This window comes from Asticcacaulis sp. (genome assembly GCA_024707255.1).
Classification (GTDB): Bacteria; Pseudomonadota; Alphaproteobacteria; order Caulobacterales; family Caulobacteraceae; genus Asticcacaulis.
The window spans coordinates 1,776,941-1,803,790 of sequence record JANQAC010000002.1; the positions used below are offsets into that span (position 1 = coordinate 1,776,941).

The window sequence follows — 26,850 nt, forward strand, 5'->3', positions numbered from 1 at the left end:
CGCTGCCGGTTCACAAAGTGGTTTGAGAGGCTGAAATATTAGAGGGGCGTAAAGGAAGCCTGAACGGCCAGCCGTTTAACTCAGCCCTTTGCGGCCGATATCGTAGAACCGCTGAGCGCGCTGCTCGACCAGTTGGTCCGGCGACAGGAAGCTCATCGCCTGCAATTCCTTTTCCAGCACATTACCGAGGGTCTCGATCATAACTTCCGGATCAGAGTGCGCACCGCCGGCCGGTTCTTCGACGATACGGTCGACAATGCCCATCTTGAGCAGGTCCGGTGCGGTGATCTTCATCTGATCGGCGGCATCCTTGGCGCGCGAACCGTCATGCCACAGGATCGAGGCCGCACCTTCCGGCGAGATCACTGAATAGATGGAGTGTTCGAGAATCAGGACGCGATTGGCGGCGGCCAGCGCAATGGCGCCGCCGGAACCACCCTCGCCCGTCACGGTGGCAATCACCGGCACGCGCAAGGTCAGGCCCTTTTCGGTCGAACGGGCGATGGCTTCGGCTTGGCCGCGTTCTTCCGCGCCGATGCCGGGATAGGCGCCGGCGGTATCGACAAAGGTCAGGACCGGCAAACCGAACTGTTCAGCCATCTCCATCAGGCGCACCGCCTTGCGGTAGCCTTCCGGTCGGGCCATGCCGAAATTGTGCTTGAGGCGCGTGGCGGTGTCATGACCTTTTTCGTGGCCCATGACCACGACCGACTGGCCGCGGAAACGCCCCAGGCCGCCGACAATCGCCTGATCGTCGCCAAACTTGCGGTCACCGCGCAGTTCGACGAAATCCTCGATCAGGCCGCTGATATAATCGACGAGATGCGGCCGTTCCGGGTGGCGGGCGACCAGCGTCTTCTGCCAGGGATCAAGACGCGAATAGGTCTCGCGGCGCAGAACTTCGGTGCGCTGGCGCAGAGCATCCAGTTCAACATCCAGATTGGCGCCACCGCTTTGCGACAGCGCGGAAAGCTCCTCGATCTTGGCTTCCAGGTCCGCTATAGGCCGTTCGAATTCGAGATAATGTCGCATCAGGTCGCTCTTGATTGCCCCAAATGTACGCGCGTGGCGTTAAAAACCAATACCGAATAAGGCAACACCCTTAAAGGCTATACCTTTTAGAAGAGAGGCCGTTTAACAGCAAGTCGTGATCCGTCAAAGGGGATTTTTCAAAGGGCGAGGTTTACCCCTGCCCGCTGCTTCGCCAACGGATGATGGCTTTCCATCACCTCCCGCAGGCGTTCACCTGCCACATGGGTATAGATCTGCGTGGTCGAAATATCAGCGTGGCCGAGCAGGGTCTGGACGGTTCTAAGGTCGGCGCCCCCTTCCAGCAGGTGAGTCGCAAAGGCATGGCGCAGGACGTGCGGCGACACGCGCGCCGGGTCAATGCCGGCATTGAGCGCCGCCTCATCAAGCAATTGCCCGACCCGTCGGCGCGTCAGATGACCATCAGCGCCGCGCGAGGCAAACAGATAGGGATTGTTCTTGTCGTCCGCCGGCAAAAAGGCCGGACGAATCTCCAGATATTCCCGTATGGTGGCGCGGGCGGACGGATTGAGCGGCACCAGCCGTTCGACGCCCCCCTTGCCCCTGATAATCAGGTAGGCCGGGTCGCGCTGGACGGCGTCAAGCTTTAAGCCGATCAGTTCGGAAATGCGCATACCGGACGCATAGGCCATCTCGATCAGGCACTCCAGCCGGACGGCCTGGTGCGGGTTCTTCTCCGCGCAGGCGGTGATCAGCGAATCGACCTCAGAGCGGGAAAGGACTTTCGGCAAGCTCAGCCCTTTTTTAGCGGCGGCGATCTTGCGGCTGGGATCGGCTCCGGCCAGGTTTTCCGCCACGCAGAAGCGGTAGAATTGGCGGATCGCCGAACGCTTGCGCTGGGTGGTGGCCGCTGACAGGCCACGTTCGCTCAACAGGGTGAAGTAGCGCGCCAGATCCAGTTCCGCCAAAGCGAGCAATCCGGAAGCGGTAACCTGCAATGTATCGGCCAGATCCGCCAGATCGCGCCCGTAAGCTTCCAGTGTAGGCTTCGCGGCATTGCGCTCCACGGCCATCATTTGCAGGAACTGTTTTACGGGGTCGAATCTGGAACTCATAAGGTTAAGTCTGGCAAAGTCACCCTAATATCGTGTAAAGCAGGCAAATGACCGCCGAGCCTGAGCCTTCCGCTACTGAACCCCCAATACCTGGGTCTCCAGTGCGCCCCGTCTTCACCCTGCCGAAAACCGTTGCGCTTGTCGGCCTGATGGGCGTTGGCAAGACCACCATAGGCCGCCGCCTGGCCGATCATTTCGGCTTGCCCTTCGTTGATGCAGACGAGGAGATCGAGAAGGCGGCCGGCATGACCATCGCCGATATCTTCGCCAACTATGGTGAAAAAGGATTCCGTGACGGCGAACAGCGTGTCATCGCCCGCCTGCTGGAGGGGGAACCGCGCATTCTGGCCACCGGCGGCGGCGCGCTTACTCACCCACTCACCCGTGAAAATCTCAAGGCCAAGGCCATTACCCTCTGGCTGAAAACCGACATCAAGGTGCTGGCCAAGCGCGTGGCCAACCGCCCTCACCGCCCCCTGCTCAAAGACCGGAACCCGATCGAAGTGCTCAAAGAACACGTCAAGACCCGTTATCCCTTGTATGAAATTGCCGACATCACCGTCGATACTGGCGATCAGTCGCACGTCAAGGCGCTCGATCAGGTGGTGGCGGCCCTGCACGCCCATATAACGGGTGCAAAATGAGCGATATCAGGCGTATTGCGGTTTCCGGCGAGGGCTTCAAAGCCTATGAGGTGATTGTCGGACAAGGCCTTCTGACCGAGGCCGAGAAGTGGGTCGCTCCCTTTCTGACCAACAGCCGCGTGGTCATGGTGACGGACTCCAATGTCGGGCCGCTTCATGCCGACCGCATCCTGGCCCAGTTCGAGGCCGCCGGCCGCAAAACGCACAAGATCGTAGTGCCCGCTGGCGAAGAAACCAAATCCTATGACGGCCTGAAATTCGTCCTCGATGCCCTGCTCGATTGTGGCCTGGACCGCAAGGATGTGGTGATCGCACTCGGCGGCGGCGTCATCGGTGATCTGACCGGCTTTGCCTGTGCCGTCTATATGCGCGGCATTGACTTTATCCAGATCCCGACCACGGTCCTGGCCCAGGTCGATTCCAGCGTCGGCGGAAAGACGGCCATAGATCACGAAAAGGGTAAGAACCTGATCGGCGCCTTCTGGCAACCGCGTCTTGTCCTTTGCGATCTCGATATCCTCAAAACCCTGCCAGCGCGTGAAATTCGCTGCGGATATGCCGAGATCATCAAGTACGGCCTGCTGGGCGACAAGACCTTCTTCGACTGGCTGGAAGCCAATGACAACAAGGTTCTATCACTTGAACCGGAAGCTATCCTTCATGCTGTCGCACGCTCGGTCGAGATGAAGGCCGAGATCGTCGCCGCCGACGAACGCGAGGGCGGTCAGCGTGCCCTGCTCAATCTTGGCCACACCTTCGGTCATGCGCTGGAGGCAGAGGTCGGTTTTGGCGATAAGCTGCTGCATGGTGAGGCCGTGGCCATCGGCATGGCCCAGGCTTTCCGCTACAGCGCGCTCAATGGTGAATGCACCGAGGAAGACTCCAACCGCGCCGTGGCGGCTATTCAACATGCCGGCCTGCCAACGCGCATGGGCGATATCAGGAATGCCCCCTTCGATGCCGACCGCCTGATCACCCATATGGGTCACGACAAGAAGGCCGAGGGCGGCACCCTCACCTTCGTGCTGGTCAATGGCATCGGCCGGGCCTTTATTGCCAAAAAGGTGCCGGCGGAACAGATTGCCGAATTCCTCATATTGGATGGCGCCGTTTCATCCGCCACAGCGCCAGCCTAAAGGTCCAGTCTCATGCTGATCGCCTCCCTTATCGCCCTGGTTCCTGTCCTGCTGCTGATACTGGGGGTATCGGCGATTTTCAGCGCCGGCGAGACCTCCATGACGGCCGCCTCGCGCGGCCGGATGCACCAGTTGGAACGTGACGGCGACAAGGCGGCCAAACGGGTCAACAAGCTCCTGACCAACCAAGAAAAGATGATCGGCGCCATCCTGCTGTTGCAGAATGTGCTCAATATCGGCGCCTCGGCCATCGCCACCATCTCGATCGACCGCGCCATTCCCGGTCCGTGGGGCGCGGCGATTTCCACCGCCTTCATGACCGTCATGGTGCTGGTCTTCGCCGAAGTCCTGCCCAAAACCCTGGCCATCATGAAACCGGATGACGTGGCGCGCTTCCTGTCACGGCCCGTAAGCTGGACTGTCTTCGTTTTCGGCCCGATCATCAATGCCGTGCAATGGTTCGTGCGCGCCGTCCTGCGTCTGTTCGGCGTGCGCATGTCGATGGAGGTCGATGTGCTGGCGGCGCACGAGGAAATCCGTGGCGCCGTCGAATACCACCATGATGAAGGCGCGGTGCAGGTTGAAGACCGCAACATGTTCCGCGGCGTACTCGATCTCGCCGAGCTCGATGTCAGCCAGATTATGGTCCACCGCAAATCGATCGACATGATCGACGCCGACCTGCCGACCGAGCGCATTATCGACATTGCCCTGGGTTTCAGCCACACCCGCGTGCCGCTTTACAAGGACAATACTGAGAATATCATCGGCATCCTTCACGCCCGCGACCTGATGGCGGCGGTGATCCGCGCCAAGGGCGATATCAAAAGCGTTGATGTCATGGCCATTGTGCGCGAGCCGTGGTTTATCCCGGACACCACCAATCTCAAGGATCAATTAGCCGAGTTCCGGCGCAAGAAGGCGCATTTCGCTCTGGTGGTCGATGAATACGGCGCCCTGCAGGGGCTGGTGACGCTGGAAGACATCCTGGAAGAGATTGTCGGTGAGATCGATGATGAGCACGACGCCGTGCTGACCGCCCTGCGCCGCCAGTCCGATGGATCGATCCATGTCGATGGCGACCTGGCCATACGCGACCTTAACCGGGCCATGGACTGGGAACTGCCCGACGAGGATGCCGTCACCATTGCCGGCCTGGTGATCCATGAGGCCCGCACCATCCCCGAACCCGGCCAGACCTTCATCTTCTATGGCCGCAAGTTCCAGATCATGCGCCGCCAGCGCAACCAGATCACCGCGATCAAGATTTCACCGGTTTGAAAAGAGGATCACGGAAAGGCACGGAAGAAAGACGGAAAAGGCACGGAAATTAGAAAATAACCCGCTCAATTTGTACTTTTGCCGAAGCCCCGAAGTTCACAATCAAACCAAGTCTGAGGTTGGTGCCACGCAAATAATTCAAAACCTGTAATTTGTGTTGTGAGGCGATACCTTCGCAGGCTTTGAGTTCGACAATGATTTTATCAAAGCAAATGAAGTCAGGGCGATAGGTTTGAACCAATGGCTCGCCTTTTGAGCACCGAAAGGTATGTTTGCGCGCAGGAATTCCTTGGCAAGGCACTCTTGATAAACAGGTTCGAGAAAACCGAAGCCCATTTCTTTATAGACTTCAAATATCGCGCCGCGGATTCGGAAAACTTCGTTTTCATAGAGGAGTTTATCCATTTCTTTTCCGTGTCTTTCCGTCTTTTTTCCGTGCCTTTCCGTGATCCTCTAAAAAAATGCCGCCGGATCACTCCGGCGGCATTTCATTTCAATCATTCAGCGGTCGTTTCTTCCGGCTCGTCCTTGCCCTGGGCATGGAACAGTGGCGATATCATCTTGCCGAAGAAATGCGATATCTCGTCGATGATCGTGTAGGTCGCCGGCACAAACACCAGCGACAACAGGGTTGAGGTGATCAGGCCGCCGATCACCGTCACCGCCATGGGCTGGCGGAAGGCGTCATTACCGACGGCGACAGGAATCATGCCGGCGCCCATGGCCACGGTGGTCATGACGATCGGACGCGCCCGTTTTTTGGCGGCTTCAAACAGGGCCTCGGTGCGGCCCATGCCCCCCTTGATTGCCACCATGGCGTATTCGACCAGCAGGATCGAGTTCTTGGCGGCGATACCGACCAGCATGATCAGGCCGATATAGGTCGGCATCGACATGCTCATCTGCGCCAGGATCAGGCCGATGAAAGCCCCGCCAAAACACAGAGGCAGCGCCAGCAAGATGGTGAACGGATGGCTAAAGGAACCGAACAGCAGCACCAGCACCACATACATCAGGGCAATCCCCGTTAGAATGGCGGCGATGAAGTTCGGCACCATTTCAAGGAAGTCCTCGGTATTCGGATTGGGCACAATGCGAACGCCGGGGATTTCGCCCTTCTTGAGCTTGACCATGGTCGGCGTCGCCATGACGGCGGCATCGGCGGTGCCGTTGGGTACGCCATTCAGGTCGCCATTGACCGTGGCCGAGCGGGTGCGGTCGATCCGGTTGATCTTGATCGGGCCGGCGCCGAAGCTGATATTGGCCACCGCCGTCAGCGGCACTGAAGTGCCGGAGCGCGTCGGCACCATCAGCGTATTGAGGTTGTTGATGTCGTAGCGGGCATCCGCCTTCAGCAGGACGCGGATCGGAATCTGCCGGTCACCGTCATTGTACTTGGCCAGGATCTGGTCGATATCGCCCATGGTAGCCACGCGCGCCGCCGAAGAGATGGTTTCGGTCGAAACCCCCATCAGCGCCGCCTGGTCAGGCTTCGGCGTGATGACGACTTCCGGCTGAACCAGGTTATCCTCGGAATGAACATTGGTCAGTTCCTTGAGTGCCGCCATTTCGCGCAGCAACTGCTGCGAGGTGGAGGCCAGCAACTGCTCGTTATCCGAGGCCAGTATATAGGCCACGCCGGTGCCGCCGCCGCCATCCTGGCCGAAGCTGCTGTGGATACCGGGATATTTGGCCAGGGTTTTCGAGAAAGCCTGTTCAAACTGGGTCTGCGAGAGCTTGCGCTCCTTTTTCGGCACCAGGTTGACCGTGATCGTGGCGCTTTCCATGTTCATGACGGCATAGGTGCTGCGCACTTCCTTGTGCGTAGCCAGGTCGGCGACGATGCGCTTGACCACATCATCGGTTTCCTGCAGTGGCGTCCCTGGCGTCAGCGTCAGGCTCATGACCGACATCGACTGGTCATCGGCCGGAATATTGTCGCTCGGTATGGTCTGCAACAGGACGATTGAGCCGATGAAGAACATGATGCCGCCGAGGAACGGCGCCCAGCGCGCGCGCAGAAGCGAGGTCTTGAGCCGGATGGTCAGCACAATGGTGCCGAGGCCCCCCGCCATGCCGATCATGGCGATAACGCCGCCGATGATCATCGAGGGCATTTCCGGCTTGATAATGACGCCGTCAGGCCCCGGATGCGGGAAGATGAAGCCCGACCCCATCGCCATGATGCCAAGGGAGAACAGCAGCCCGAATTCGAGCGCCGCCCAGCGCGCCTTCATGTAGGGTTTGTAAAGGACGAAGAACAGAACGAGCGTTACCGCGAGTACGCCGGCGGCGGCGATGCCCATCGGCACCGCGCTCTTGGTCAGGTACTGGATCAGCAACAGGATGGTGATCAGCAGGCCATGCATCAGGATGTACCAGCGCCATTTCAGGTGGCCTTCCAGACACCATTTCAGCATGGCCTGATAACCGTCCATCCAGAACGGCTTGTCGTTATCATGCTTGGGATTGGCGCGCAGCAGATAGGCGCCCATCAGCGGCGTGAGGGTTCGCGCCACCACCAGCGAGAAGAACACGCTGACGCAGGAGGCAATGGCGAAGCTCTTGAAGAACTGACCGACGATCCCCGGCATGAAACCTGTCGGTGCGAACACGGCGATCAGGGTCGCCGTGGTCGCCACGACGGCCGGGCCGATTTCGTCGGCGGCTTCGATAGCGGCCTGATAGGGCTTCTTGCCCTCGCGCATATGCCTGACGATGTTCTCGATCTCGACGATGGCGTCATCGACGAGAATACCGACGGTCAGCGAAAGAGCCAGCAGGGTCACGACGTTGAACGACTGGTTCAGCAGGTGCATGACATAGAAGGTCGGCAGCAGCGACATCGGCATGGCGACGGCGGAAACCAGGGTCGCCCGCCAGTCACGCAGGAACAGCCAGACTACGAACACGGCCAGGGCCGCACCGATAGCCAGAGCTTCCATCGAGGTGTCGAAGCTGCGCTGCACTTCCTTCACCGAGGATGAAACCTCCTCGATCTGTACGTTCGGGTTGGAGGCTTTCAGCGCCTCCACGGCGGCGCGAACGCCTTCAGCGACCTTGACTTCGGACGTGGCGCGGGTCCGCTGGATATTGAAGCCGACCACCTCATTGCCGTTATAACGAGCGCGCGTCCGCGGCTCGGACCAGGTGTCACTGACCGTGGCGATATCACCCAGCCGCACACTGCCGCCATTGGACAGGGTGATGCGCGTGTCCGAAAGCTGCTGAACACTGCTGGCGCCACCGACTGTGCGGATGGTTTGCTCGGAATCGCCGGCGTTGAAGCGGCCGCCCGGCATATTGACGTTGAAATTGCGCAGTTGCTGGCTGATGTCGCCGGCCGTCACGCCCTGCGCCGCCAGCTTGGCCGGATCAAGTTCGATGCGGATTTCACGTTCGACGCCGCCGTCACGCGTCAGTTGCGACACGCCCTTGACGCCCAGGACCTTCTTGGCGACATCGTTATCGACATACCAGCTCAGGTCTTCCGGCGTCATGTTGGCGGCCCGGATCGTATAGCTGAGCAGCGGCTGCCCCTGCGCATTCTCGACGCGTGACACAATCGGATCGAGCACATCGGACGGCAGGTTGGCCCGGACGCCCGCCACGGCGTTGCGGACGTCATTGGTCGCCTTCTCCAGGTCGGTTTCAAGCTGGAAGGTGATGACAGTGGTCGAGGCGCCTTCGTTGACAATCGACTGGATATGACGCACGCCGCCCAGGCCCGATACGGAATCCTCGACGATGCGAGTCACCTGGTTCTGCAGTTCGGTCGGCGCGGCGCCGGAGCGGACGACGGTGACGACCACGATCGGGAAATCGATATCCGGCCAGTTGTTGATGCGCATCTGACCAAAGCCGAGGAAGCCGGCGATCGTCATGACGACAAAGAAAACAAGGGTCGGGATGGGGTTACGGATCGACCAGGACGAAATCTGGAAGCCACCGCCGCCTTGCGCTGAAGATGCGGTAGACATGATCAGTGCTCTCCGCCGGCTGCCGTTGTAGCGGTGGCCTTGACCAGGTCGCCATCGTTAAGGAACCCGGCGCCGGTTGTGACCACGCGGTCACCCGCGACAAGCCCTTCCTTGACGATGACATCCTTACCGCCCGCCGTTGTACCGAGCAGAACCTTGCGCAGGTGCGCCTTGTTGTCGGTGCCGACCACAAAGACCTGCGGCAGGTTTTCATGATAAACAACGGCATTTTGCGGGATCAGCAGCACATTTTGGGAGCCGGCCGCGATCGTTCCGGAAGCAAACATGCCCGGACGCAGGCCTGATTCCCACGGCACGCTGACGCGGGCGTAGCCCAGGCGTGTCGCCGGGTCGACCATCGGCGTAACGATGCGCACCGAACCGCTGACCGGTCCGGTGGATTCACTGGTCACCGTCACCGGCATACCGGCGGAAACATTGTGCAGGTCGCTTTCGACCACCTGCATGTTGAGCTCAATTCGCCCATCGCGGACGATGCGGAACAATTCAGCGCCCTGGCTGATATTCTGGCCCAGAACCGCCGTGCGGTGGGTAACGATGCCGGAAACTGGCGCACGGACCGTCGCCATGTTGAGCTGGGTCTGCGCCGTTTGCATGGCGGCTTCCGTCGTCAGCTTGGCGGCCTCGGCATTATCGAGCGCGGCGGCCGACAGATAGCCCTGCTGGAACAGGGTCTGGGCGCGCAGGTAAGCCTTGTTCGACTGGTTGTAATTGGCCTGAGCCTGCTTGAGCTGAGCCTGGAGCAGGACATCGTTCATTTTCAGCAGGGGCTGGCCTTGCTTGACGGTTTGCCCTTCATCGGCCAGCAGCGCTACGGCGGTCAGCCCACCGGTTTCGGCGCCGACGGCGACCTCCTGCCAGGCGCTGATTGTACCGGTGCCCACCACCTGGACAGGCGCCGTATCCTGACGCACCACGGCGAAATTGACGACCGCCGCATGGGATTCCGCCTTGCCGTCATCCTTTTTCTTGCTGCAGCCGCTGATGCCGGCGCCGATAACCAGCGCCATGGCGACGAACGCCGCCACTGATCGTGACCGCGAACCGGCTTTCAGAGTTCCCCAAATCATGCCCATTGATCCTACTTTTATTATGTGCCGCGCATCTACGGACACAGATGTTTCTTATACCGCACTCTGATGCGCGCCCCGTTGCCTGTCAACGAAGGGCGACATTACAAATCCTTCACTAACGCACACCCCGGCGGACGTCATCGCGCCCGCATGACACCGTTCTCTTTCGCTATAGCACAATCTGGCAGAAAACTGTCAGTAGCTAAAACATGGGCAATGCTTGAAAAGAGGGTTAACCGGAGCGATAACGACTGGATTATTGCTTATTTATTTTGGCGCCGTCAGGCTGGGGCTGCAGATCAAGGGAGAACGTCATGAGATGGCAAGGCGGACGCAGGGGCGGCGTTGAAGATCGTCGGGGCGGCGGCGGCATGGGCCCGGTGGCCGGCGGCGGCGGGCTGGTTCTGGTGGTCGTGGCGCTAATCGGCTATTTCGTTTTCGGTATCGACCCGCAGACCATCATGAGCGCCGGCAGCCAGAGCGCGCCGGCGTCGGACGTACAAGCCTCTACCGGCACGCCGGGTGATGAGGAAGGTCAGTTCGCCGACGTTATCCATACCTCCGCCAATGATACCTGGCAGGCGCTTTTCCAGTCGGAGGGCAAGGACTTCCGCCCCTCCACCATCGTGCTCTACACCCAGGGCACCCCCACCGGCTGCGGCATGGGCGAAGCGGCCATGGGACCGTTCTACTGCCCGGCCGACGAGAAGGTCTATATCGATCTCGACTTCTTCCGCACGCTCGATAACCAGCTCGGCGCACCGGGTGATTTCGCCAAGGCCTATGTCATCGCCCACGAGGTCGGCCACCACATCCAGAAACTGGAAGGCACAAGCGACGCGGTCAGCCGCCAGGAACAGCGCCTGAGCAAGGCTGGCGCCAATGCCCTCTCCGTCAAGCTGGAGCTTCAGGCCGACTGCTATGCCGGCGTCTGGGCCAAGCGCGCCAATGACAAAGAACACTGGATCGAGGCCGGCGATATCGACGAAGCCCTCGGCGCCGCCACAGCGGTGGGTGACGACACGCTACAGGAAAAGGCCCAGGGCCGTGTGGTGCCGGACAGCTTCACCCACGGCTCGGCGGCGCAGCGCACCCAGTGGTTCAAGGCCGGCTTCCGCGCCGGCGATCCGGCGGATTGCCGCACTTTCGGCTAACGCACCTCGATTGCCGGCAGGCTGTTGATCGGCTCAATGGTGATATTGCGAAAGAAGGTTTCCGCCCCTTCGGACTGCAACTGTATCGCGCCGTGAGTTAGAGGCTCGCACGGGGCCGTATCGCTGGCCTTGTCGCAGATGCCCCACACCTCCATGACCGGCACGCCATTGACCACATGGACGGCATGGTTGGCGAAGACGTAGAGATCGAGCGTGTTCCACTGGCCGACCGGTCTATCGGCGTTGAAATTGTTTTCGATGTTCCACAGGGCGGTATTGCCGACGGCCGAGCCTTTCGGGGCGCCGGCCATGAAACGTTGTTTCGGATCAATGATCGATGGATCAATGGCCACGCTGGAATCGACCCGCAGACCGGCGCCGACCGGCACCACCATGCCGACGCTGCCAGTCATGATCTCGAACTCAACCGCGCGCGACCAGGTGCCCCAGACCGCGCCGGGCGCGCCGTGGGTGTGATACAGCAGGCCGTTGTTTTCCGGGTCGTTGAAGCGCGGCGCGTAGCGCTTGCCGCTCCACTTGTATTCCAGCCGCAGGTGGTAGTTCTTGAAATCACCCTTGTGGACCAGGCTTCCCCAGGTCCCGCCGCTGACACGCAGCGCCGGCGCGCCATCCTCGGTCACCACCGTGAAGATATCGCCCTTGCCACCCGGACCGATCGGTTTTGCATCCCCGGCATTATAGGTCACAGCCGCATCCTTATAGCCCAGCCAGGCCGTCCAGTCGTTCAAATCCTTGCCATTGAACAGCGCCTCAGCCGGTCCCGTGGCCTGTGGAATATTTTTCAGCACCAGGGTTTGCGGATGAAAGGCCGGTGCTTCGGCCCGCGCCACACCCAGTCCGAACGCCAAGGCCAGCCCGGCAGTAGCAGCAAGACGCTTCAACATATCTCTTCCCAACTTTTATATGATTGTACACGGTGGTAATCTATTACATACACATGCGTCAAGGCAGTGAGGAGATGGCTTCAGTGCGAAGCGGCGGACTTGTTCAGCGCGTCGTACATGTTGATTTTCATGCCGCCGGGCACGATCATGTCGCCGCCCTTCATATCGGCCGGACAATCGCCCAAGCGTTTACCAATTACCGTGGTAGTCGATTTGCCGTCTCCGCTCATCGGCGGTTCCATGGTTGCGGCAATCGTCTGGTGATACTCACTGTCGCTGATCATTTCCATGCGGATATGGCTGGTGATCTTGCGGCCTGACATTTGGCAAACCGAATCGACATCGACGGTTGTTCCGGTTTTTACGATATTACTTTGGGTGCATTGGGCATCGCCGGTGCCCTTCAGGCCGACCTCAACCATCCGTTCGCTCAGGCCCTGATCCACGCAGAGCTTGCTGACCAGGCCCGCCGGCATCCCCGGCACCGACGTCGTCATTTCCCACAGGCCGGGCTTCTGCGCCATCGGGCTGGCCTCCGCCAGTGGAGCCGGTTTCGCCGCCTCGGTGGCGGCTTCCGGTGCTTCAGGCGCCTTTGGCTTGCTGCACCCAGCCACGACGCCCAATGCAATCATTAAAACCAAGCCTGTAGTCAAACGCGTAACAGTCATAAGGCGTCTCCTCTAATCTGCGCCCATTACCATACAACCGAAGAACAATGTTACAAACCCATATTAGCGAAACTTGGCCAGAACGAGCCCGGCCTTGAGTTTCACGCCATCCCCCGTCACGTAGTCGCCTGGCTTCATGCCGGCCGGACAATCCCCCAGACGCTTGCCGTCGGTGATCGTGACCTGATTGCCATGGCCCGCAAACGCCGGCGAATACCGCGTCTCGACCGTCTGGTGGAACGCGTCATTGCCGATGATATCGACATGGATATGCGAGGTCAGGGTGGTGTCATTGACCATGCAGACTGTATCGATGTCGGCGCCATCATCGCTCTTGGTAACCGAGCGCGCCGAACATTCGAGATGCGCCATTTCCGGCTTGCCCGGCAGGTCATGGCCGATCAGGGCCAGCTTTTCCCCTTGAGCGTCGTTGACGCAGATTTTCGACACCGAGCGCCCCCCCAGTTGCGGCAGGGTCTGGGTCAGTTGCCAAAGTCCGGCCCGCTGCCCCAGCCGGCTGACCTTGTAAACCGGTGCGCTTTCGGACTCCGCCTCACTGGCCGCAGCACTTTCCACCGCGTCCGACGCCGCCGCCGCCGATAGTCCGGCGCCATCTTCAACAAACGGGGTGCGCGGCTTTTCCGGCTTGTCGCAGGCGGTCACGAGGAAAGCTGTCATCCCCAACATGACAAATTTCAACTTCATTGCGAGTCCGCCTCCGATGCCGGGCTGTCGCCCTCCACCGACATGACAGGCGCGTAGCTGGCATAGGCCGCCGCCTCTTCGGCCGTCAGGCTGGCGGCGGGGCTTTCACCAGCGTCCGCCACGTCACCGGATGCTCCAGGGCGCGGGCTGCAACCGCCGAGGACGCAAATGACCAGGCCGGACGCAATTAAACAGACAAACGGTTTCATACTTGACCTTCAAAGACACCCTATTTCCGAACATATTCACGAGATTGTAAAGACGAAATTCGGAAGTGAAGCTTTAAGTCCGCGCGATAGCGGGGTCATCCGGCAGTTTCCAGTCGATCGGCGCATAGCCTTTCGACGCCAGAAACTCATTGGCGCGCGAAAAGGGTTTGGTGCCGAAAAAGCCGTTATGGGCGGAAAGCGGCGACGGATGCACCGATTTGATCACCAGATGCTTCGAGGTATCGACAAATGCGGCCTTCTTTTGTGCATAACTGCCCCACAGGATGAACACCACCGGCTGCGGCAGGTCATTGACCGAGCGGATCACCGCATCGGTGAACTTTTCCCAGCCCTTGCCCTGGTGCGCCGCCGCCATGCCCATTTCCACGGTCAGCACGCTGTTCAGCAATAACACGCCCTGTTTTGCCCAATGCTCCAGGAATCCGTGACGCGCCGCCGGGATACCGAGATCACCTTGCAATTCCTTGTAGATATTGACCAATGAGGGCGGGATGCGCACGCCGGGCCTGACCGAGAATGACAGGCCATGCGCCTGGCCTTCGCCGTGATAAGGATCCTGGCCCAGAATGACGATACGCACCTTTTCCGGCGGCGTCAGGTCGAGGGCACGGAAATAGTCGGCTCCCTTTGGGAATATCCGCTTACCCGCTGCGCGCTGGGCCTGAAGAAAGGCGCGCAGGTCGGCCATATAGGACTTGGAAAATTCCGGCGCCAGCAGGGCCTTCCAGCCGTCATCGAGTTTGATATCGCTCATGCCGGCATCCCGCCGCGACTCCTTCATTAAGTCAAGCGCTCAAGCGCCGCGCGGGCTACCTCGCATAAGCTCGGGCGGGCCTTGCCCTTGCCGGCTAAAGCCGGAAACGCCCATCAGGATTTCGTGCAGGTGCCCGTCACCTTGCCCATGACATGCAGCGTCGTATCCTGTCCGGCGGTGGAGGCGGTTACATCGCCGCTGAAAGACTGCCCGTCATCGGCAATGGTCAGGGAACCGGTGCCTTTGACGGCCGCGCAGTCCGTGGTCCAGGAGACCGTCTTGCCGGCTTCACTGAATTTTTGGCCCTCGCATTGCGGTCCGGTCACGACCACAGGTGGCGCTTTCAGGTCTTCCGGATTGGCGCAGAGGCTTGCGGTTGTGCTGGTCGGCGCCTGGCCGGCGACCGTCGTGGTGGTGGTGATTTCCCACAGGGAATCCGGCCCTGGCAAAACCGGCGCATCCGTGACCTCCGGCGGCGTATCGGCCACGGTTGCGGCGGCCGTTGTTGGCTTTGGATCAGGCCCGACCTGATCCATTACAGCGGGGGAAACCACGCCGAACACAAATCCTGCGGCGGCGGTAAAGGCCAGGGCAAGGGTGGGACTCATGAACAAGGCTCCTGTCAAAACAAAAACCCCGCAATGCCGCCCACCGCCATATTAGGCTTGGAACCAAATCACGCCAAATCAAAAACACATCAAGCATTTGACTTTTATTGATTTTTTATACAGCCCACCTTGCCTAGAAAGCCCTGGCCTATACACGCCTTACCATAAATTTACAGGTTCAGGTGCTGCACCGGTCGACTACCTTGCCGTCAAGGCCGGTTGTCACCTCGCCTTCCGGCGTCCGCACCGTGCTTTGACCTTCCACAGCCTTGCCGCCGTGTGAGAAGGTCCACTGGCCGGCGCCCTGCGCCACATCGCACTGGGATTTCCACGACACGACATCGCCATCACGCGTAAATTCCGGATCGCTGCACTTGCCGCCGGTCAAATCCTTCGGCGGATTAAGCCAGCTATCCTCGGACATGCACATCCAGGTCGTGTTCTTGCTTGCCGCGCCATCGCCGGCTTTCGTCTCGACTTCGAGTTCCCATAACCGGCCCTTTTCGTAAGCCGAAGCCTCGGTCGCGCCCATGACTGTAAACAGCGCCACAGCGGCGCTCAAAAGATACATATTGCGCAGTGTCATCTTTTCCTCCTCAAAATCTTTACCCCTCTGAATTGAGCTTAGACCACATAAAAGGCGCAACTCAAGACCACTCTCATAGATGTTACACAGCACAAAATTGAATCACGTTAATCTATAATCGCACATAAAAATCTTTATTTAAAAATATTACGCTCTCATAATTCATGTAATTAAAAATTATATACATAATTCATTATTTTAAATTTCCATGTATGATTCATGTATTTAAAATTGACACAATTACGACATAACAAAATTGTGAAGACGTCGGAAGCAGCGACACTCTCGATACAAATGAAACCGCCGTATATTGTATCAGATCGGTAAGTGTGTATTGTCACCACTTTGCAATCATAACTTCACAAAAACCGAGGCCGCTCGTGACTCTCCGATCCCCCTCCACCCTTCGCGCCCTGCTGACCGGCACGGCCTGCCTGTTCCTGGCCAGCGCCGCCCTGCCCACCTTCGCCGCCGACGATGCCAAAGCGAAGCCGGACGCCGCCACCGATAAAAAGACCGACAAGGATGACGCCCTGCCGCCCCTGCCGGACGACAAGACGATACACCAGTCGATCCAGCTTGATGGCAAGGCGCTGGGCTATGACGCCACGGTCGGCAGCATTCCGGTGCGCGATGCCAAGGGCAAGAAGATCGCCGATGTCGTCTTCACCGCTTATATCGTGCCCGGCAAGGATGTCGGAAACGGTTCTGGTCGCCCCGTGACCTTCGCCTTTAATGGCGGCCCCGGCGCCTCCTCGGTCTATCTCAATATGGGCGCCGTTGGCCCCAAGCGCGTCCAGTTCGGCGATGAAGGCGACTCCCCCTCCGATTCCAGCGTCACCACCGACAATCCCAATAGCTGGCTCGATATGACCGACCTGGTCTTCATCGACCCGGTCGGCACCGGTTATTCGCGCTCGCTGGAAGATGACGACGCCACCAAAAAGGATTTCTGGTCCACTGAAGCGGATATCCAGTATCTGTCGCGTGTCGTCTATGACTGGCTGGTCAAGAATGGCCGACTGCGGTCGCCGAAATACGTCATGGGCGAAAGCTACGGCGGCTACCGGGCGCCACGCATCGCCAATGCCCTGCAAACCCGCATGGGGGTCGGCGTCTCCGGCCTGATCATGGTGTCGCCCTATCTCGACCCGGCCGCTGTCGGCTCAGAAACCGCACTTTCGCCCCTGCCGTGGATGATCAACCTGCCTTCCATGGCCGCCGCCAATTTCGAGAAACAGGGCAAGCTGACTCCCGCCGCCATCGCCGAGGTCGAGCAGTATGACCGCACCCAGTTCGTTACAGACTTTCTGGCCGGCCGCTCCGATCCACAGGCCGTCAGCCGGATGGTAGCCAAGGTGTCGGAATATACCGGCCTCGATCCGGCGCTCGTGGCCCGCATGGATGGCCGCATCGACAGCATGACCTTCGTGCGCGAAAGCCACCGCAATGAACGCAAGATCGGTAGCTGGTACGATTCCAACGTCACCGCCTATGATCCCTTCCCGGAATCGCCCAGCCAGAAGTCCGGCGACCCGATCCTGAACGCCCTGCTGGCGCCCACCACCAGCGCCATGGTCGATTTCGTCACGCGCGAGGTCGGCTGGAAGACCGATGCCCATTACGAGGCCCTCTCCCCGGTCGTTGGCGAAAACTGGCAGCAATATCCCAATGAGGACAAGCCGGTCAGCGACCTGCGCCAGGCCATTGCCAACGACCCGAAGATGAAGGTGCTGATCGCCCACGGCTATAACGACCTGTCCTGCCCCTTCTTCACCTCGCGCCTGGTCGTCGACCAGTTGCCGACGTTTGGCGGCACCAAGCAGGTGAAACTCTCCGTCTATCCTGGCGGCCATATGTTCTACAGCCGCGCCGGCAGCGGCACCGCCTTCAAGGCCGACGCCAAAGCCCTTTACAGCAAGGATTAAGTCATGACTTTCCGCACCCTTACCTCCGTCGCCGCCCTGCTGGCCCTGGCCGCTACGCCCGTCATGGCCAAGCCGAAGCCTGCCGCACCGGCCGCTAATGCCTCGGTCACCCCCATGACGCCGGATGTCTTCGACAGCTATGACAAGGTCCGGCCCGACGCCGATTTCGTCCGCCGCGTCGTCATGATCCCAATGCGCGACGGCACCAAACTCTACACCGTCATCGTCTTCAAAAAAGGCACCACCAACGGCCCGATCCTTTTGTCGCGCACGCCCTACGACGCCAAAAGCACCATGGCGCGCACGCCGAGCCAGACGATCAAGGAAGTGCTGCCGGCGATGTATAATGAATTCGTCGACGACGGCTATATCATCGTGACGCAGGATATCCGCGGCATCCATAATTCCGAAGGCACTTTCGTGATGAATCGCCCGCTCGCCGGGCCGCTCAATGATACGAAGATCGATGAATCGACCGATGCCTATGACACCATCGACTGGCTGTCGAAAAACATCCCGGAATCGAACGGCAAGGTCGGCATTGTCGGCTCGTCCTATCTCGGCTTCACCTCGCTGATGGCCGAAATCAATCCGCATCCGGCACTCAAGGCCGCCGTGCCGCAAAGCCCGATGGTCGATGGCTGGATGGGTGACGACTGGTTCCATAACGGCGCCTTCCGCGTCAGCAGCTTCGACTATGCGCTGGAGCAAAGCACCGGCAAGGCCGAGGCCGGCGCCGCCATTCCCGGCGGCGTGGGCGACGATTACAACCGCTATCTTGAAGCGGGTTCGGTCGGCGATTACGCCCGCAAATGGGGCATCGACCAGGTGCCGTTCGTTCGCAAGCTGATGGAAAATCCGGCCTACACGACCTTCTGGTCAGGTCAGGCGGTCGACAAATGGATGGCCGAACAGCCGCTGAAGGTGCCGACCATGCTGGTCGTCGGCCAGTGGGATCAGGAAGACAGCTACGGCGCACCGGCGGTCTACAAGGCGATCGAGCCCAAGGACACGAATAACGACATGGTCTCCCTTGTCATCGGGCCGTGGCGCCATTCCGGCGTAAATCATTATGGCTATGACCTGGGCGCTCTGACCTTCACCGGCGATACGGCACAGGAATTCCGCGTCAAGTATATGAAGCCCTTCTTCGACCACTACCTGAAGGGCGCCCCCGATCCGCATACCCCGCCGGTCCTGACCTATGCCACCGGCGTCAACCATTGGGACAGATCCCCCAAGTGGCCGATGGGCACCCTGACCCCGCTCTATATCGGCGACAACGCCACGGCCAGCTTCGACAAGCCATCGGCGGCGGCGCATGATGACTATGTTTCCGATCCATCCAAGCCGGTGCCGTTTATTCCGCGTCCGATCAACATGGCCGATTCCAATCAGTGGAAGCCGTGGCTGGTGCATGACCAGCGCTTTGTCTCCGATCGTCCTGATGTGCTCTCCTATACCAGTGCGCCGCTGGAAAAGGCCGTGCATGTCATGGGCGCGCCGGAGGTCGATCTGTTTGCCGCCACCAGCGGCACGGACAGCGACTGGGTGGTCAAGATCATCGATGTCTATCCTAATGAATCGCCGGAAGATGCTTCACAGGGTTCCAAGCCATCCACGGCCGGTTTCGAGCTGCCCATGGGCATCGAAATCTTCCGCGGCCGCTATGTCCACGGCTTCGACAAGCCGGCGGCGCTTACGCCCGGCAAGGTCGAGGAATACAAGTTCGCCCTGCCGAACATCGACCATGTCTTCCTGCCGGGCCACCGCATGATGATCCAGGTGCAGTCGTCGCTGTTCCCGCTCTATGACCGCAACCCGCAGACCTTTGTCGATAATATCTTCAATGCCAAGCCAGCCGACTATAAGGCGGCGACGGAAAGCGTTTATCGCGGCGCGGATACCGCCTCGGCAGTGTGGCTGCCGATTGTGAAGGAATAAAAAGAATCTCCTCCCTACGAAGTGGGGAGGAGAAAAATTACTGCACCGTCGCCGAAACCGTCGAAGCCGCTCTTGTCGCAATGGTCGCCTCATACTGTGCGTGTTCTTCGTCACGCTCCGTCTTCCACGCCTTGAGCAAGACGGCGCGGCGCTTCGGATAGCGGTTTTCCATCGGCGTCCAGGAGATGATCCGGTCTGCCCGCAAATGTCGGAACGCCTGGCGCATCTCGCACCACACCACCACCATGCGGATATGCTCGAAGAAACCCAGCGCGATCGGCCAGACCACGCGGTCGGTCGTCACTTCCTTGAGGTCGGTATAGCGCACCTCGACCCGGCACTCGCTGCGGATCGAAGCGCGGATATCGCCGAGATCGATCCGGCTCGGCGGCGTCGACCAGCTCGGCACGACCAGCAGGCCGGAGGTATCGATTTCATCGGCCAGATCCTTCGGCAGCACAGCGACAATCTTGGTCAGGGCGTTCTGCGCCGCTGCCCCCAGCCGGGCATCGCCACGATCGGCCACCCAACGGACACCCAGAACCAGCGCTTCCAGCTCTTCCTGTGACAGCATCAAAGGTGGCAGCATATAGCCCGGCCGCAACACATAACCGACACCCGGTTCGCCTTCGATATGCGCGCCCTGAGCCTGAAGCGCACCGATATCGCGGTAAAGGGTGCGCAGGGAGATATCGAGCTCGCGCGCCAGTTCCGCCCCGGATACCGGATAACGATGGCGGCGCAACAGTTGCAGAAGGTCCAGCAGGCGGGTGGCGCGTGACATGACGGCATCCTTTGGTCAGGTGGGCTCAGGTACGCGATACTGACACCTTCCTACTATCTACCTGATGACACATTCTGTCAGTATAATTCCGGCGAGACCGCAAATATTGTGAAACGGTAGAGTTAAAGCGCCAGAACCTGGTTTACTGCTTCACGCATTTTCCTGGCTGGCGCGTATTGCGGATGCCTCAGGCCGATCACAGTCAGCATTCGGTCTCCAACCTGACAACGGGCAAAGTGAAAGCCGGTATCACCTAGCGGCGCCTGCTCCTCAACGCACATTCCCGGAATCCCGGTCAGGGCTGACCATCCTTTGGCGCTAAACACCAAAAGCTTATCCATTTTGTGCGCTTCGGCAATACTGAGTACTCTTTTCCGGCCGGCATCAGATTGCTCGGGCGTTGCAACGGCATAGCGTTGATCTCCGCCGCCGATCGCGCAGGGCACGAACTCGAAAAAAGTCACGCGGTTATAGAAGTCTGCGCGATCCCAGTCGAAATAGTTGGGAATGGCGTTGAAGAACTGAACCTTAGGCCAGGCGCCAGAAACAACGTTCGCAATAGATTCAATGGTGTAACCAGCATGGTCCTCCGGAGTCCAGGCCGAATAGCCCATAATTCCAAGACGCTGCCCCTTCAAACCCTCTGAGTCGTAAAGTGGTCCAACCCACGGCATATGTTCAATCATTTGAGCCCCCTGTCCGGTAATAATTGCCCTCTATCCATAGCCATAGTGCCAAGTTCTGTCAGCAGAATTCAATCGATGATTCCATAGGCTTGACTTTCGCCAGGCAACATACATACTGGTCGGTATGGAAACGCACTCATCCCCGCGCCGCAATGCCGGCCAGACCCGCGAACGCCTGCTCAATGCCGCCTTTGAGGAGATCTATCATTCCGGCTTTCGCGGCAGCGACCTGAATACCATCCTGGCGAAGGCCGGCGTCACCAAGGGGGCGCTCTATCACCACTTCGATGGCAAGGACGCGCTCGGTCATGCGATCGTGGAAAATGTCATCGCCAAAATCACGCAAGATAAATGGCTGGCGCCGCTCGATGATGTCGATGATCCGATCGATGCCCTGATCGGCATACTGGACAGCACCGGCACCTCAGAGGCCGAGGTCAATGGTGGCTGTCCGCTCAATAATCTGGCGCAGGAAATGTCGCCGCTCGACGAAGGCTTCCGCCTGCGCCTGTCAGAAATCTTCGCCAACTGGATCGGCGGCGTGACCGACGCCCTGCGGCTGGGCCAGGTCAATGGCAAGGTCCGGCGCGATATCGATCCACGCGAAACCGCCACCTTCTTCGTGGCCAGCTATGAGGGCTATATTTCCCTGGCCAAGACGGCGCAGGACGCCCGCGTTTTGCGCTCCGGCATCAGGCAGTTGCGGGTTTACCTGGAAGGGTTGCGCGCCCCGATCAAGACAGCGTGAGTTGACGCCAATCTTTACGTAGACGTAAATAACCTGCGACTTGACCTCGATGGTTTCAATTGATACCGTCAACAAAACGATACAGGGACATTTCTATGACGATTGCATCCGCGGGCGCGAAATTCCGAGCGGCCATGGCCGCTGAAAAGCCCTTGCAGGTCATAGGCGCCATCAATGCCAACCATGCCCTGCTGGCCAAACGCGCCGGCTATCGCGCCATTTATCTGAGCGGTGGCGGTGTGGCGGCTGGCTCGCTGGGGATGCCCGACTTGGGCATCAATACGCTCGATGATGTCCTCATCGATATCCGCCGCATCACCGATGTCTGCGATCTGCCGCTGATGGTCGATATCGATACCGGCTTCGGCCCGTCCGCCTTCAATATCGAACGCACGGTCAAGTCGCTGATCAAGTTCGGCGCGGCGGCCTGCCATATCGAGGACCAGGTCGGCGCCAAGCGCTGCGGCCATCGCCCCGGCAAGGAAATCGTCCCCACCTCGGAAATGGTCGATCGCGTGAAGGCCGCCGCCGATGCCAAAACCGATCCCGATTTTTTCCTGATTGCCCGCACCGACGCCATTGCGGTCGATGGCGTGGAGGCTGCCATCGAACGCGCCATCAAATGCGTCGAGGCCGGAGCGGATGGTATCTTTGCCGAAGCGGCCTATGATCTGGAAACCTATCGCCGTTTCGTCGACGCCGTGAAGGTGCCGGTACTGGCCAATATCACCGAATTCGGCAAGACACCGCTGTTTACGCGCGACGAACTGGGCGGAGCCGGCGTCGCTATCCAGCTTTATCCGCTGTCGGCCTTCCGCGCCATGAACAGGGCGGCGGAAAACGTCTATGAAGCCATCCGCCGCGACGGCCACCAGAAGACTGTACTCGATACCATGCAGACGCGCGAGGAACTGTACGACCGCATCGGATATTACGCCTTTGAAGACCGCCTCGATGCCCTCTTCAACACCAATAAATTAAAGTAAACAGGAACAAGGAAATGCCCCATGGACGGAGACATCCAGCCCGGCTTTAAGCCCAAGAAATCCGTGGCCCTGTCCGGCCAGATCGCCGGCAATACGGCCCTGTGTACGGTCGGCCGCACCGGCAATGACCTGGCCTATCGTGGCTACGATATCCTCGACCTGGCGGCGACGTCGGAGTTTGAGGAGATCGCCTACCTACTGGTGCACGGCAAGCTGCCCAATGTCAGCGAACTCAGCGCCTACAAGACCCGGCTGAAGTCCCTGCGCGGCCTGCCCGCCACGCTCAAGGCCGTTCTGGAAAGCCTGCCCTACTCCACGCACCCGATGGACGTGCTGCGCACCGGCGTGTCCGTCCTGGGCTGCCAGTCGGCGGAGCGCGAAGATCATAATCATCCCGGTGCCCGCGATATCGCCGACAAGCTGCTGGCAAGCTTAGGCTCCATGCTGCTTTACTGGTATCAGTTCAGTCATAATGGCAAGCGCATCGAGGTCGAGACCGACGATGACTCGATCGGCGGCCATTTCTTGCACATGCTGCATGGCAAGCCCCCACCGCTTTCCTGGGTGGATGCCATGCACACCTCGCTGATCCTTTATGCCGAACACGAGTTCAACGCCTCTACCTTTGCCGCCCGCGTCATCGCTGGCACCGGCTCGGACTTCTATTCGTGTATCATCGGCGGCATCGGTGCCTTACGCGGCCCCAAGCACGGCGGCGCCAATGAAGTCGCCTTTGATATCCAGAAACGCTACGACAATCCGGACGAGGCCGAGGCCGATATCCGCGCCCGTGTCGAACGCAAGGAGGTGATCATCGGCTTCGGTCACCCCGTTTATACGGTTTCCGACCCGCGCAATGTGGTGATCAAAGAGGTGGCCCGCCGCCTCTCCGCCGAACAGAACTCTATGAAAATGTTCAATATCGCCGAACGGCTGGAAAGTGTGATGTGGGATGCCAAGCGCATGTTCCCCAATCTCGACTGGTTTTCGGCGGTCTCCTATCACATGATGGGCGTGCCGACCGATATGTTCACGCCCCTGTTCGTCATCTCGCGTACCGCCGGCTGGTCGGCCCATATCATCGAACAACGCCAGGACGGCAAGATCATCCGCCCCAATGCCCACTATACCGGCCCGGAGGATCGCCCCTTCGTGCCGCTGAAAGACCGTCCTTAAATCTTTCTCCTCCCCTGCGGAGCGGGGGAGGTGTCACGGCGTAGTCCGTGACGGAGGGGGCCTTTTCCCGCTTCTGAAGCCCCCTCCGTCTCGACAAGCTCGCCACCTCCCCCGTACGCTTGGCTATAAGGGAAGGATAAATTGAAGAAAGCCCATCATGTCTGCCCATATCCCTAACGAACGCCCCGCCCCCGATACCGTCCTCACCGATATCGTCGACTATGTCCTGAATTACGAAATCACTTCCGGCCTCGCCTATGAAACGGCGCGCAACTGCCTGATCGATACCCTCGGCTGCGGGCTGGAAGCGCTTGACTATCCCGCCTGCGCCAAGCTGATGGGGCCGATCGTTCCCGGCACCATCGTGCCCAACGGCGCCAAGGTGCCCGGCACCCAGTTCCAGATTGATCCGGTCCAGGCCGCCTTCAATATCGGCGCCATGATCCGCTGGCTCGATTTCAACGACACCTGGCTGGCGGCCGAATGGGGCCATCCGTCCGATAATCTCGGCGGCATCCTCGCCGTTGCCGACTGGCTGTCGCGCACCGCCGTCGCCAATGGCCGCGCCCCCCTGACCATGAAGGCCGTGCTGACCGCCATGATCAAGGCGCACGAAATCCAGGGCTGCCTGGCGCTGGAAAACAGCTTTAACAAGGTCGGCCTCGATCATGTCGTCCTCGTCAAGGTGGCCTCCACCGCCGTGGTGGCCCAGATGCTGGGCCTGGACCGTGACGAAATCATCAATGCCGTGTCGCTGGCCTGGGTCGATGGCCAGTCTTTACGCACCTATCGCCATTCGCCGAATACCGGTTCGCGCAAGTCCTGGGCCGCTGGTGACGCAACGTCGCGCGGCGTGCGCCTGGCTCTGATGGCCGCGAAGGGCGAGATGGGCTATCCGTCCGTGCTGACGGCCAAAACCTGGGGCTTCTATGATGTGCTCTTCAAGGGCCAGCCGTTCAAATTCCAGCGCCCCTATGGCAGCTATGTGATGGAACAGATCCTGTTCAAGATCAGCTTCCCGGCCGAGTTCCATTCCCAGACTGCCGTCGAAGCGGCCATGATGCTGCATCACAAACTGGGCGCGCTCGGTAAAACGACCGAGGACATCAAGCGCATCACTATCCGTACGCACGAAGCCTGCATCCGCATCATCGATAAAAAGGGCCCGCTCGATAACCCGGCCGACCGCGACCACTGCATCCAGTATATGGTCGCCGTGCCGTTGATCTTCGGTCGTCTGACCGCCGCCGATTATGAAGACAGCGTGGCGTCTGATCCGCGCATCGATGTCCTGCGCGACAAGATCACCTGTATCGAAGATCCGCAGTTTACCGCCGACTATCACGATCCGGACAAGCGTTCGATCGCCAACGCCCTGACTGTGGAACTGACCGACGGCACGGTGCTGGACGAGATCGTGGTCGAATACCCGATCGGCCACAAGCGCCGCCGCGCCGACGGCATCCCTCTGCTCGAAGCCAAGTTCAAGACTAATCTGGCCCGCCGTTTCCCCCCGAAGCAACAGTCGGCGATCCTCAAGGTCAGCCTCGATCAACAGGCGCTGGAAACCATGTCGGTCAATGAATATGTAGATTTATATGTGATTTAACGACCCAAATTCAGCGGCATAGCGAAAACCTGCGTCCAATAGGTGCCAGTATCGTCCGCCTGATACATGGCTATTCCGGTTTCCCTGAAAGCGCACATCAGGATATTCTGGCGGTGACCGGGGCTGTTCATCCAGGTTGAAACCACCGCTTCCGGATCTTCGGAATTGAGCTCGATATTCTCGCCGACCATCTGATAGACATAGCCGGTGTCCTTTACCCGCTTGCCAGGCGTCGAACCATCCGGTGCATTGTGGCTGAAATAATGACGCGTCGCCATGCCACGGCTCTGGCGCTCGGCGGCTTCCGACAGTCGCGTTTCAACGCGCAAAGGCTGGCAGCCATGACGGACACGTTCGGCATTGATCATGGCCAATACATCGCCCTCCGGGCCGCGCGGCCTGGCATCGGCATGTGAGCAAACAAGGCCGGCGCAAGCGGCCGTAAGCAAGGCAAGGGTACGCATACTGAAATTCCGATTGGGGGTATCGGGGACGATGCGCCTGATCCGTTAACTTTTTCCAAACGCATAGCCTGACCGCGCCATTAAGGCTTTTCGCGGTGGCCAACAAGTCCTATAGCCGCTTCATGCATATCCGACCCGCCACCGCCGCCGGCCATGACGCCATCTGGGCCATTATCGAGCCTATACTCCGCGCCGGCGAAACCTATGCCCTGCCGCTTGACTGGAACCGCGAGACCGCCCTCGCTTACTGGTTTGCCCCGCCGCACCAGGTTTTTGTGGCGGAAACAGATGGCGAAATCCTCGGCCACTATTTTCTGACGCCCAACCAGAAGGGCGGCGGCGCCCATGTCGCCAATTGCGGCTTCATGGTCTCGTCCGCCGCCAACGGTAAGGGTATAGCCAGCGCCATGTGCAAACACGCGCTGGAAACGGCAAAAATGCAGGGCTTTCGCGCCATGCAGTTCAATTTCGTCGTCAGCAGCAATGCGCGCGCCGTCGCCCTGTGGCAGCGCATGGGCTTCGAGATCGTCGGCCGCCTGCCCGGTGCCTTCAATCACCCGCGCCTCGGCTTTGTCGATGCCTTTGTGATGTACAAAACGCTTTGATCACGCCCGATCAAATTTTTGAACGCACTGACTAACGCGGAAGTGAGCAAGCGTTAATTGGCGTATAAGC

At 59.6% G+C, this 26,850-nt stretch carries 25 protein-coding genes and 1 pseudogene; 11 read left to right on the forward strand and 15 right to left on the reverse strand.

Features of this window, described 5'->3' with window-relative positions:
• Positions 1–75: 75 nt before the first annotated feature.
• Positions 76–1,035, reverse strand: a complete 960-nt coding sequence (locus NVV72_19905; protein ID MCR6661468.1) for an acetyl-CoA carboxylase carboxyltransferase subunit alpha — start codon at positions 1,033–1,035, stop codon at positions 76–78.
• A gap of 134 nt (positions 1,036–1,169) precedes the next feature.
• Entirely contained in the window at positions 1,170–2,105 is a 936-nt protein-coding gene (locus tag NVV72_19910; protein MCR6661469.1) for a tyrosine recombinase, read from the reverse strand.
• A gap of 47 nt (positions 2,106–2,152) precedes the next feature.
• On the opposite strand from NVV72_19910, the gene NVV72_19915 reads away from it, so the two are divergent.
• The 3 genes from NVV72_19915 to NVV72_19925 are packed head-to-tail and all read left to right on the forward strand — an operon-like array spanning position 2,153 to position 5,166.
• Complete coding sequence (locus NVV72_19915; protein ID MCR6661470.1) at positions 2,153–2,749, forward strand: shikimate kinase; 597 nt, start codon at positions 2,153–2,155, stop codon at positions 2,747–2,749.
• A complete protein-coding gene (aroB, locus tag NVV72_19920; GenBank protein MCR6661471.1) occupies positions 2,746–3,885 on the forward strand; it encodes a 3-dehydroquinate synthase in 1,140 nt (379 codons plus the stop codon). Before NVV72_19915 ends, aroB begins: the two co-directional genes overlap by 4 nt.
• Before the next feature lie 12 nt (positions 3,886–3,897).
• A complete protein-coding gene (locus NVV72_19925) occupies positions 3,898–5,166 on the forward strand; it encodes an HlyC/CorC family transporter (protein MCR6661472.1) in 1,269 nt (422 codons plus the stop codon).
• 49 nt (positions 5,167–5,215) lie between these two features.
• On the opposite strand, the pseudogene NVV72_19930 reads toward NVV72_19925, so the two are convergent.
• From NVV72_19930 to NVV72_19940, 3 genes and pseudogenes are all read right to left on the reverse strand, one after another.
• Positions 5,216–5,502, reverse strand: a pseudogene (locus NVV72_19930) (GxxExxY protein).
• A 161-nt stretch (positions 5,503–5,663) separates the two neighbouring features.
• The gene (locus NVV72_19935) at positions 5,664–9,146 is read right to left on the reverse strand and encodes an efflux RND transporter permease subunit (protein ID MCR6661473.1); all 3,483 of its coding nucleotides are present in this window, start codon (positions 9,144–9,146) and stop codon (positions 5,664–5,666) included.
• A gap of 2 nt (positions 9,147–9,148) precedes the next feature.
• On the reverse strand, positions 9,149–10,237 hold the full coding sequence (locus NVV72_19940; protein ID MCR6661474.1) for an efflux RND transporter periplasmic adaptor subunit: 1,089 nt from the start codon (positions 10,235–10,237) through the stop codon (positions 9,149–9,151).
• Between the two features lie 317 nt (positions 10,238–10,554).
• On the opposite strand from NVV72_19940, the gene NVV72_19945 reads away from it, so the two are divergent.
• Entirely contained in the window at positions 10,555–11,394 is an 840-nt protein-coding gene (locus NVV72_19945; protein ID MCR6661475.1) for a zinc metallopeptidase, read from the forward strand.
• Here the strand turns inward: NVV72_19945 and NVV72_19950 are convergent.
• The 7 genes from NVV72_19950 to NVV72_19980 all read right to left on the reverse strand — a co-directional run bounded on the left by NVV72_19950 (position 11,391) and on the right by NVV72_19980 (position 15,850).
• Positions 11,391–12,299, reverse strand: coding sequence for a DUF1080 domain-containing protein (locus tag NVV72_19950; protein MCR6661476.1), 909 nt, complete (start codon positions 12,297–12,299; stop codon positions 11,391–11,393). The two genes, NVV72_19945 and NVV72_19950, sit on opposite strands and share 4 nt — an antisense overlap.
• Positions 12,300–12,379: 80 nt before the next feature.
• The gene (locus NVV72_19955) at positions 12,380–12,931 is read right to left on the reverse strand and encodes a DUF3617 domain-containing protein (protein MCR6661477.1); all 552 of its coding nucleotides are present in this window, start codon (positions 12,929–12,931) and stop codon (positions 12,380–12,382) included.
• 99 nt (positions 12,932–13,030) lie between these two features.
• The gene (locus NVV72_19960; GenBank protein ID MCR6661478.1) at positions 13,031–13,672 is read right to left on the reverse strand and encodes a DUF3617 domain-containing protein; all 642 of its coding nucleotides are present in this window, start codon (positions 13,670–13,672) and stop codon (positions 13,031–13,033) included.
• Positions 13,669–13,881, reverse strand: coding sequence for a hypothetical protein (locus NVV72_19965; protein ID MCR6661479.1), 213 nt, complete (start codon positions 13,879–13,881; stop codon positions 13,669–13,671). The genes NVV72_19960 and NVV72_19965 overlap by 4 nt, the downstream gene beginning before the upstream one ends.
• Positions 13,882–13,954: 73 nt before the next feature.
• A complete protein-coding gene (gene ung / locus NVV72_19970; protein MCR6661480.1) occupies positions 13,955–14,656 on the reverse strand; it encodes a uracil-DNA glycosylase in 702 nt (233 codons plus the stop codon).
• A gap of 113 nt (positions 14,657–14,769) precedes the next feature.
• Complete coding sequence (locus NVV72_19975) at positions 14,770–15,264, reverse strand: DUF3617 family protein (GenBank protein ID MCR6661481.1); 495 nt, start codon at positions 15,262–15,264, stop codon at positions 14,770–14,772.
• 178 nt (positions 15,265–15,442) lie between these two features.
• Positions 15,443–15,850, reverse strand: a complete 408-nt coding sequence (locus NVV72_19980; protein MCR6661482.1) for a hypothetical protein — start codon at positions 15,848–15,850, stop codon at positions 15,443–15,445.
• A gap of 380 nt (positions 15,851–16,230) precedes the next feature.
• Here NVV72_19980 and NVV72_19985 point away from each other — a divergent pair, with 380 nt between their 5' ends.
• Positions 16,231–17,778, forward strand: a complete 1,548-nt coding sequence (locus NVV72_19985) for a peptidase S10 (protein ID MCR6661483.1) — start codon at positions 16,231–16,233, stop codon at positions 17,776–17,778.
• 3 nt (positions 17,779–17,781) lie between these two features.
• Positions 17,782–19,722 (forward strand): CocE/NonD family hydrolase, encoded by a 1,941-nt coding sequence (locus NVV72_19990; GenBank protein MCR6661484.1) that lies wholly within the window; start codon positions 17,782–17,784, stop codon positions 19,720–19,722.
• A gap of 37 nt (positions 19,723–19,759) precedes the next feature.
• On the opposite strand, the gene NVV72_19995 is transcribed toward NVV72_19990, so the two are convergent.
• Complete coding sequence (locus NVV72_19995; GenBank protein MCR6661485.1) at positions 19,760–20,506, reverse strand: YafY family transcriptional regulator; 747 nt, start codon at positions 20,504–20,506, stop codon at positions 19,760–19,762.
• A gap of 122 nt (positions 20,507–20,628) precedes the next feature.
• A complete protein-coding gene (locus tag NVV72_20000) occupies positions 20,629–21,192 on the reverse strand; it encodes a hypothetical protein (protein ID MCR6661486.1) in 564 nt (187 codons plus the stop codon).
• A gap of 124 nt (positions 21,193–21,316) precedes the next feature.
• Between NVV72_20000 and NVV72_20005 the strand changes: the two genes are divergently transcribed.
• The 4 genes from NVV72_20005 (at position 21,317) to NVV72_20020 (ending at position 25,711) form a co-directional block, all read left to right on the forward strand.
• On the forward strand, positions 21,317–21,940 hold the full coding sequence (locus tag NVV72_20005) for a TetR/AcrR family transcriptional regulator (protein ID MCR6661487.1): 624 nt from the start codon (positions 21,317–21,319) through the stop codon (positions 21,938–21,940).
• A gap of 95 nt (positions 21,941–22,035) precedes the next feature.
• Complete coding sequence (prpB, locus tag NVV72_20010; GenBank protein MCR6661488.1) at positions 22,036–22,926, forward strand: methylisocitrate lyase; 891 nt, start codon at positions 22,036–22,038, stop codon at positions 22,924–22,926.
• A gap of 21 nt (positions 22,927–22,947) precedes the next feature.
• Entirely contained in the window at positions 22,948–24,102 is a 1,155-nt protein-coding gene (gene prpC, locus NVV72_20015; GenBank protein MCR6661489.1) for a 2-methylcitrate synthase, read from the forward strand.
• A gap of 157 nt (positions 24,103–24,259) precedes the next feature.
• Positions 24,260–25,711: a bifunctional 2-methylcitrate dehydratase/aconitate hydratase gene (locus NVV72_20020; protein MCR6661490.1), complete on the forward strand. Its 1,452-nt coding sequence runs from the start codon at positions 24,260–24,262 to the stop codon at positions 25,709–25,711.
• Here the strand turns inward: NVV72_20020 and NVV72_20025 are convergent.
• Positions 25,708–26,175 (reverse strand): CAP domain-containing protein, encoded by a 468-nt coding sequence (locus NVV72_20025; GenBank protein ID MCR6661491.1) that lies wholly within the window; start codon positions 26,173–26,175, stop codon positions 25,708–25,710. The two genes, NVV72_20020 and NVV72_20025, sit on opposite strands and share 4 nt — an antisense overlap.
• A gap of 95 nt (positions 26,176–26,270) precedes the next feature.
• On the opposite strand from NVV72_20025, the gene NVV72_20030 reads away from it, so the two are divergent.
• The gene (locus tag NVV72_20030; protein ID MCR6661492.1) at positions 26,271–26,780 is read left to right on the forward strand and encodes a GNAT family N-acetyltransferase; all 510 of its coding nucleotides are present in this window, start codon (positions 26,271–26,273) and stop codon (positions 26,778–26,780) included.
• Positions 26,781–26,850: the final 70 nt, after the last annotated feature.

Excerpts from the sequence above, each read along its gene's own strand:
- NVV72_19980 (MCR6661482.1), bottom strand. The coding sequence starts at position 15,850 with ATGACACTGCGCAATATGTATCTTTTGAGCGCCGCTGTGGCGCTGTTT.
- NVV72_19925 (MCR6661472.1), top strand. The coding sequence starts at position 3,898 with ATGCTGATCGCCTCCCTTATCGCCCTGGTTCCTGTCCTGCTGCTGATA.
- NVV72_19990 (MCR6661484.1), top strand. The coding sequence starts at position 17,782 with ATGACTTTCCGCACCCTTACCTCCGTCGCCGCCCTGCTGGCCCTGGCC.
- NVV72_19995 (MCR6661485.1), bottom strand. The coding sequence starts at position 20,506 with ATGTCACGCGCCACCCGCCTGCTGGACCTTCTGCAACTGTTGCGCCGC.
- NVV72_20025 (MCR6661491.1), bottom strand. The coding sequence starts at position 26,175 with ATGCGTACCCTTGCCTTGCTTACGGCCGCTTGCGCCGGCCTTGTTTGC.
- prpC (MCR6661489.1), top strand. The coding sequence starts at position 22,948 with ATGGACGGAGACATCCAGCCCGGCTTTAAGCCCAAGAAATCCGTGGCC.
- aroB (MCR6661471.1), top strand. The coding sequence starts at position 2,746 with ATGAGCGATATCAGGCGTATTGCGGTTTCCGGCGAGGGCTTCAAAGCC.
- NVV72_19965 (MCR6661479.1), bottom strand. The coding sequence starts at position 13,881 with ATGAAACCGTTTGTCTGTTTAATTGCGTCCGGCCTGGTCATTTGCGTC.
- NVV72_19945 (MCR6661475.1), top strand. The coding sequence starts at position 10,555 with ATGAGATGGCAAGGCGGACGCAGGGGCGGCGTTGAAGATCGTCGGGGC.
- NVV72_19950 (MCR6661476.1), bottom strand. The coding sequence starts at position 12,299 with ATGTTGAAGCGTCTTGCTGCTACTGCCGGGCTGGCCTTGGCGTTCGGA.
- NVV72_19960 (MCR6661478.1), bottom strand. The coding sequence starts at position 13,672 with ATGAAGTTGAAATTTGTCATGTTGGGGATGACAGCTTTCCTCGTGACC.
- NVV72_19910 (MCR6661469.1), bottom strand. The coding sequence starts at position 2,105 with ATGAGTTCCAGATTCGACCCCGTAAAACAGTTCCTGCAAATGATGGCC.
- ung (MCR6661480.1), bottom strand. The coding sequence starts at position 14,656 with ATGAGCGATATCAAACTCGATGACGGCTGGAAGGCCCTGCTGGCGCCG.
- NVV72_19935 (MCR6661473.1), bottom strand. The coding sequence starts at position 9,146 with ATGTCTACCGCATCTTCAGCGCAAGGCGGCGGTGGCTTCCAGATTTCG.
- NVV72_20005 (MCR6661487.1), top strand. The coding sequence starts at position 21,317 with ATGGAAACGCACTCATCCCCGCGCCGCAATGCCGGCCAGACCCGCGAA.
- NVV72_20000 (MCR6661486.1), bottom strand. The coding sequence starts at position 21,192 with ATGATTGAACATATGCCGTGGGTTGGACCACTTTACGACTCAGAGGGT.
- NVV72_19975 (MCR6661481.1), bottom strand. The coding sequence starts at position 15,264 with ATGAGTCCCACCCTTGCCCTGGCCTTTACCGCCGCCGCAGGATTTGTG.
- NVV72_19955 (MCR6661477.1), bottom strand. The coding sequence starts at position 12,931 with ATGATTGCATTGGGCGTCGTGGCTGGGTGCAGCAAGCCAAAGGCGCCT.
- prpB (MCR6661488.1), top strand. The coding sequence starts at position 22,036 with ATGACGATTGCATCCGCGGGCGCGAAATTCCGAGCGGCCATGGCCGCT.
- NVV72_19915 (MCR6661470.1), top strand. The coding sequence starts at position 2,153 with ATGACCGCCGAGCCTGAGCCTTCCGCTACTGAACCCCCAATACCTGGG.
- NVV72_19940 (MCR6661474.1), bottom strand. The coding sequence starts at position 10,237 with ATGATTTGGGGAACTCTGAAAGCCGGTTCGCGGTCACGATCAGTGGCG.
- NVV72_20020 (MCR6661490.1), top strand. The coding sequence starts at position 24,260 with ATGTCTGCCCATATCCCTAACGAACGCCCCGCCCCCGATACCGTCCTC.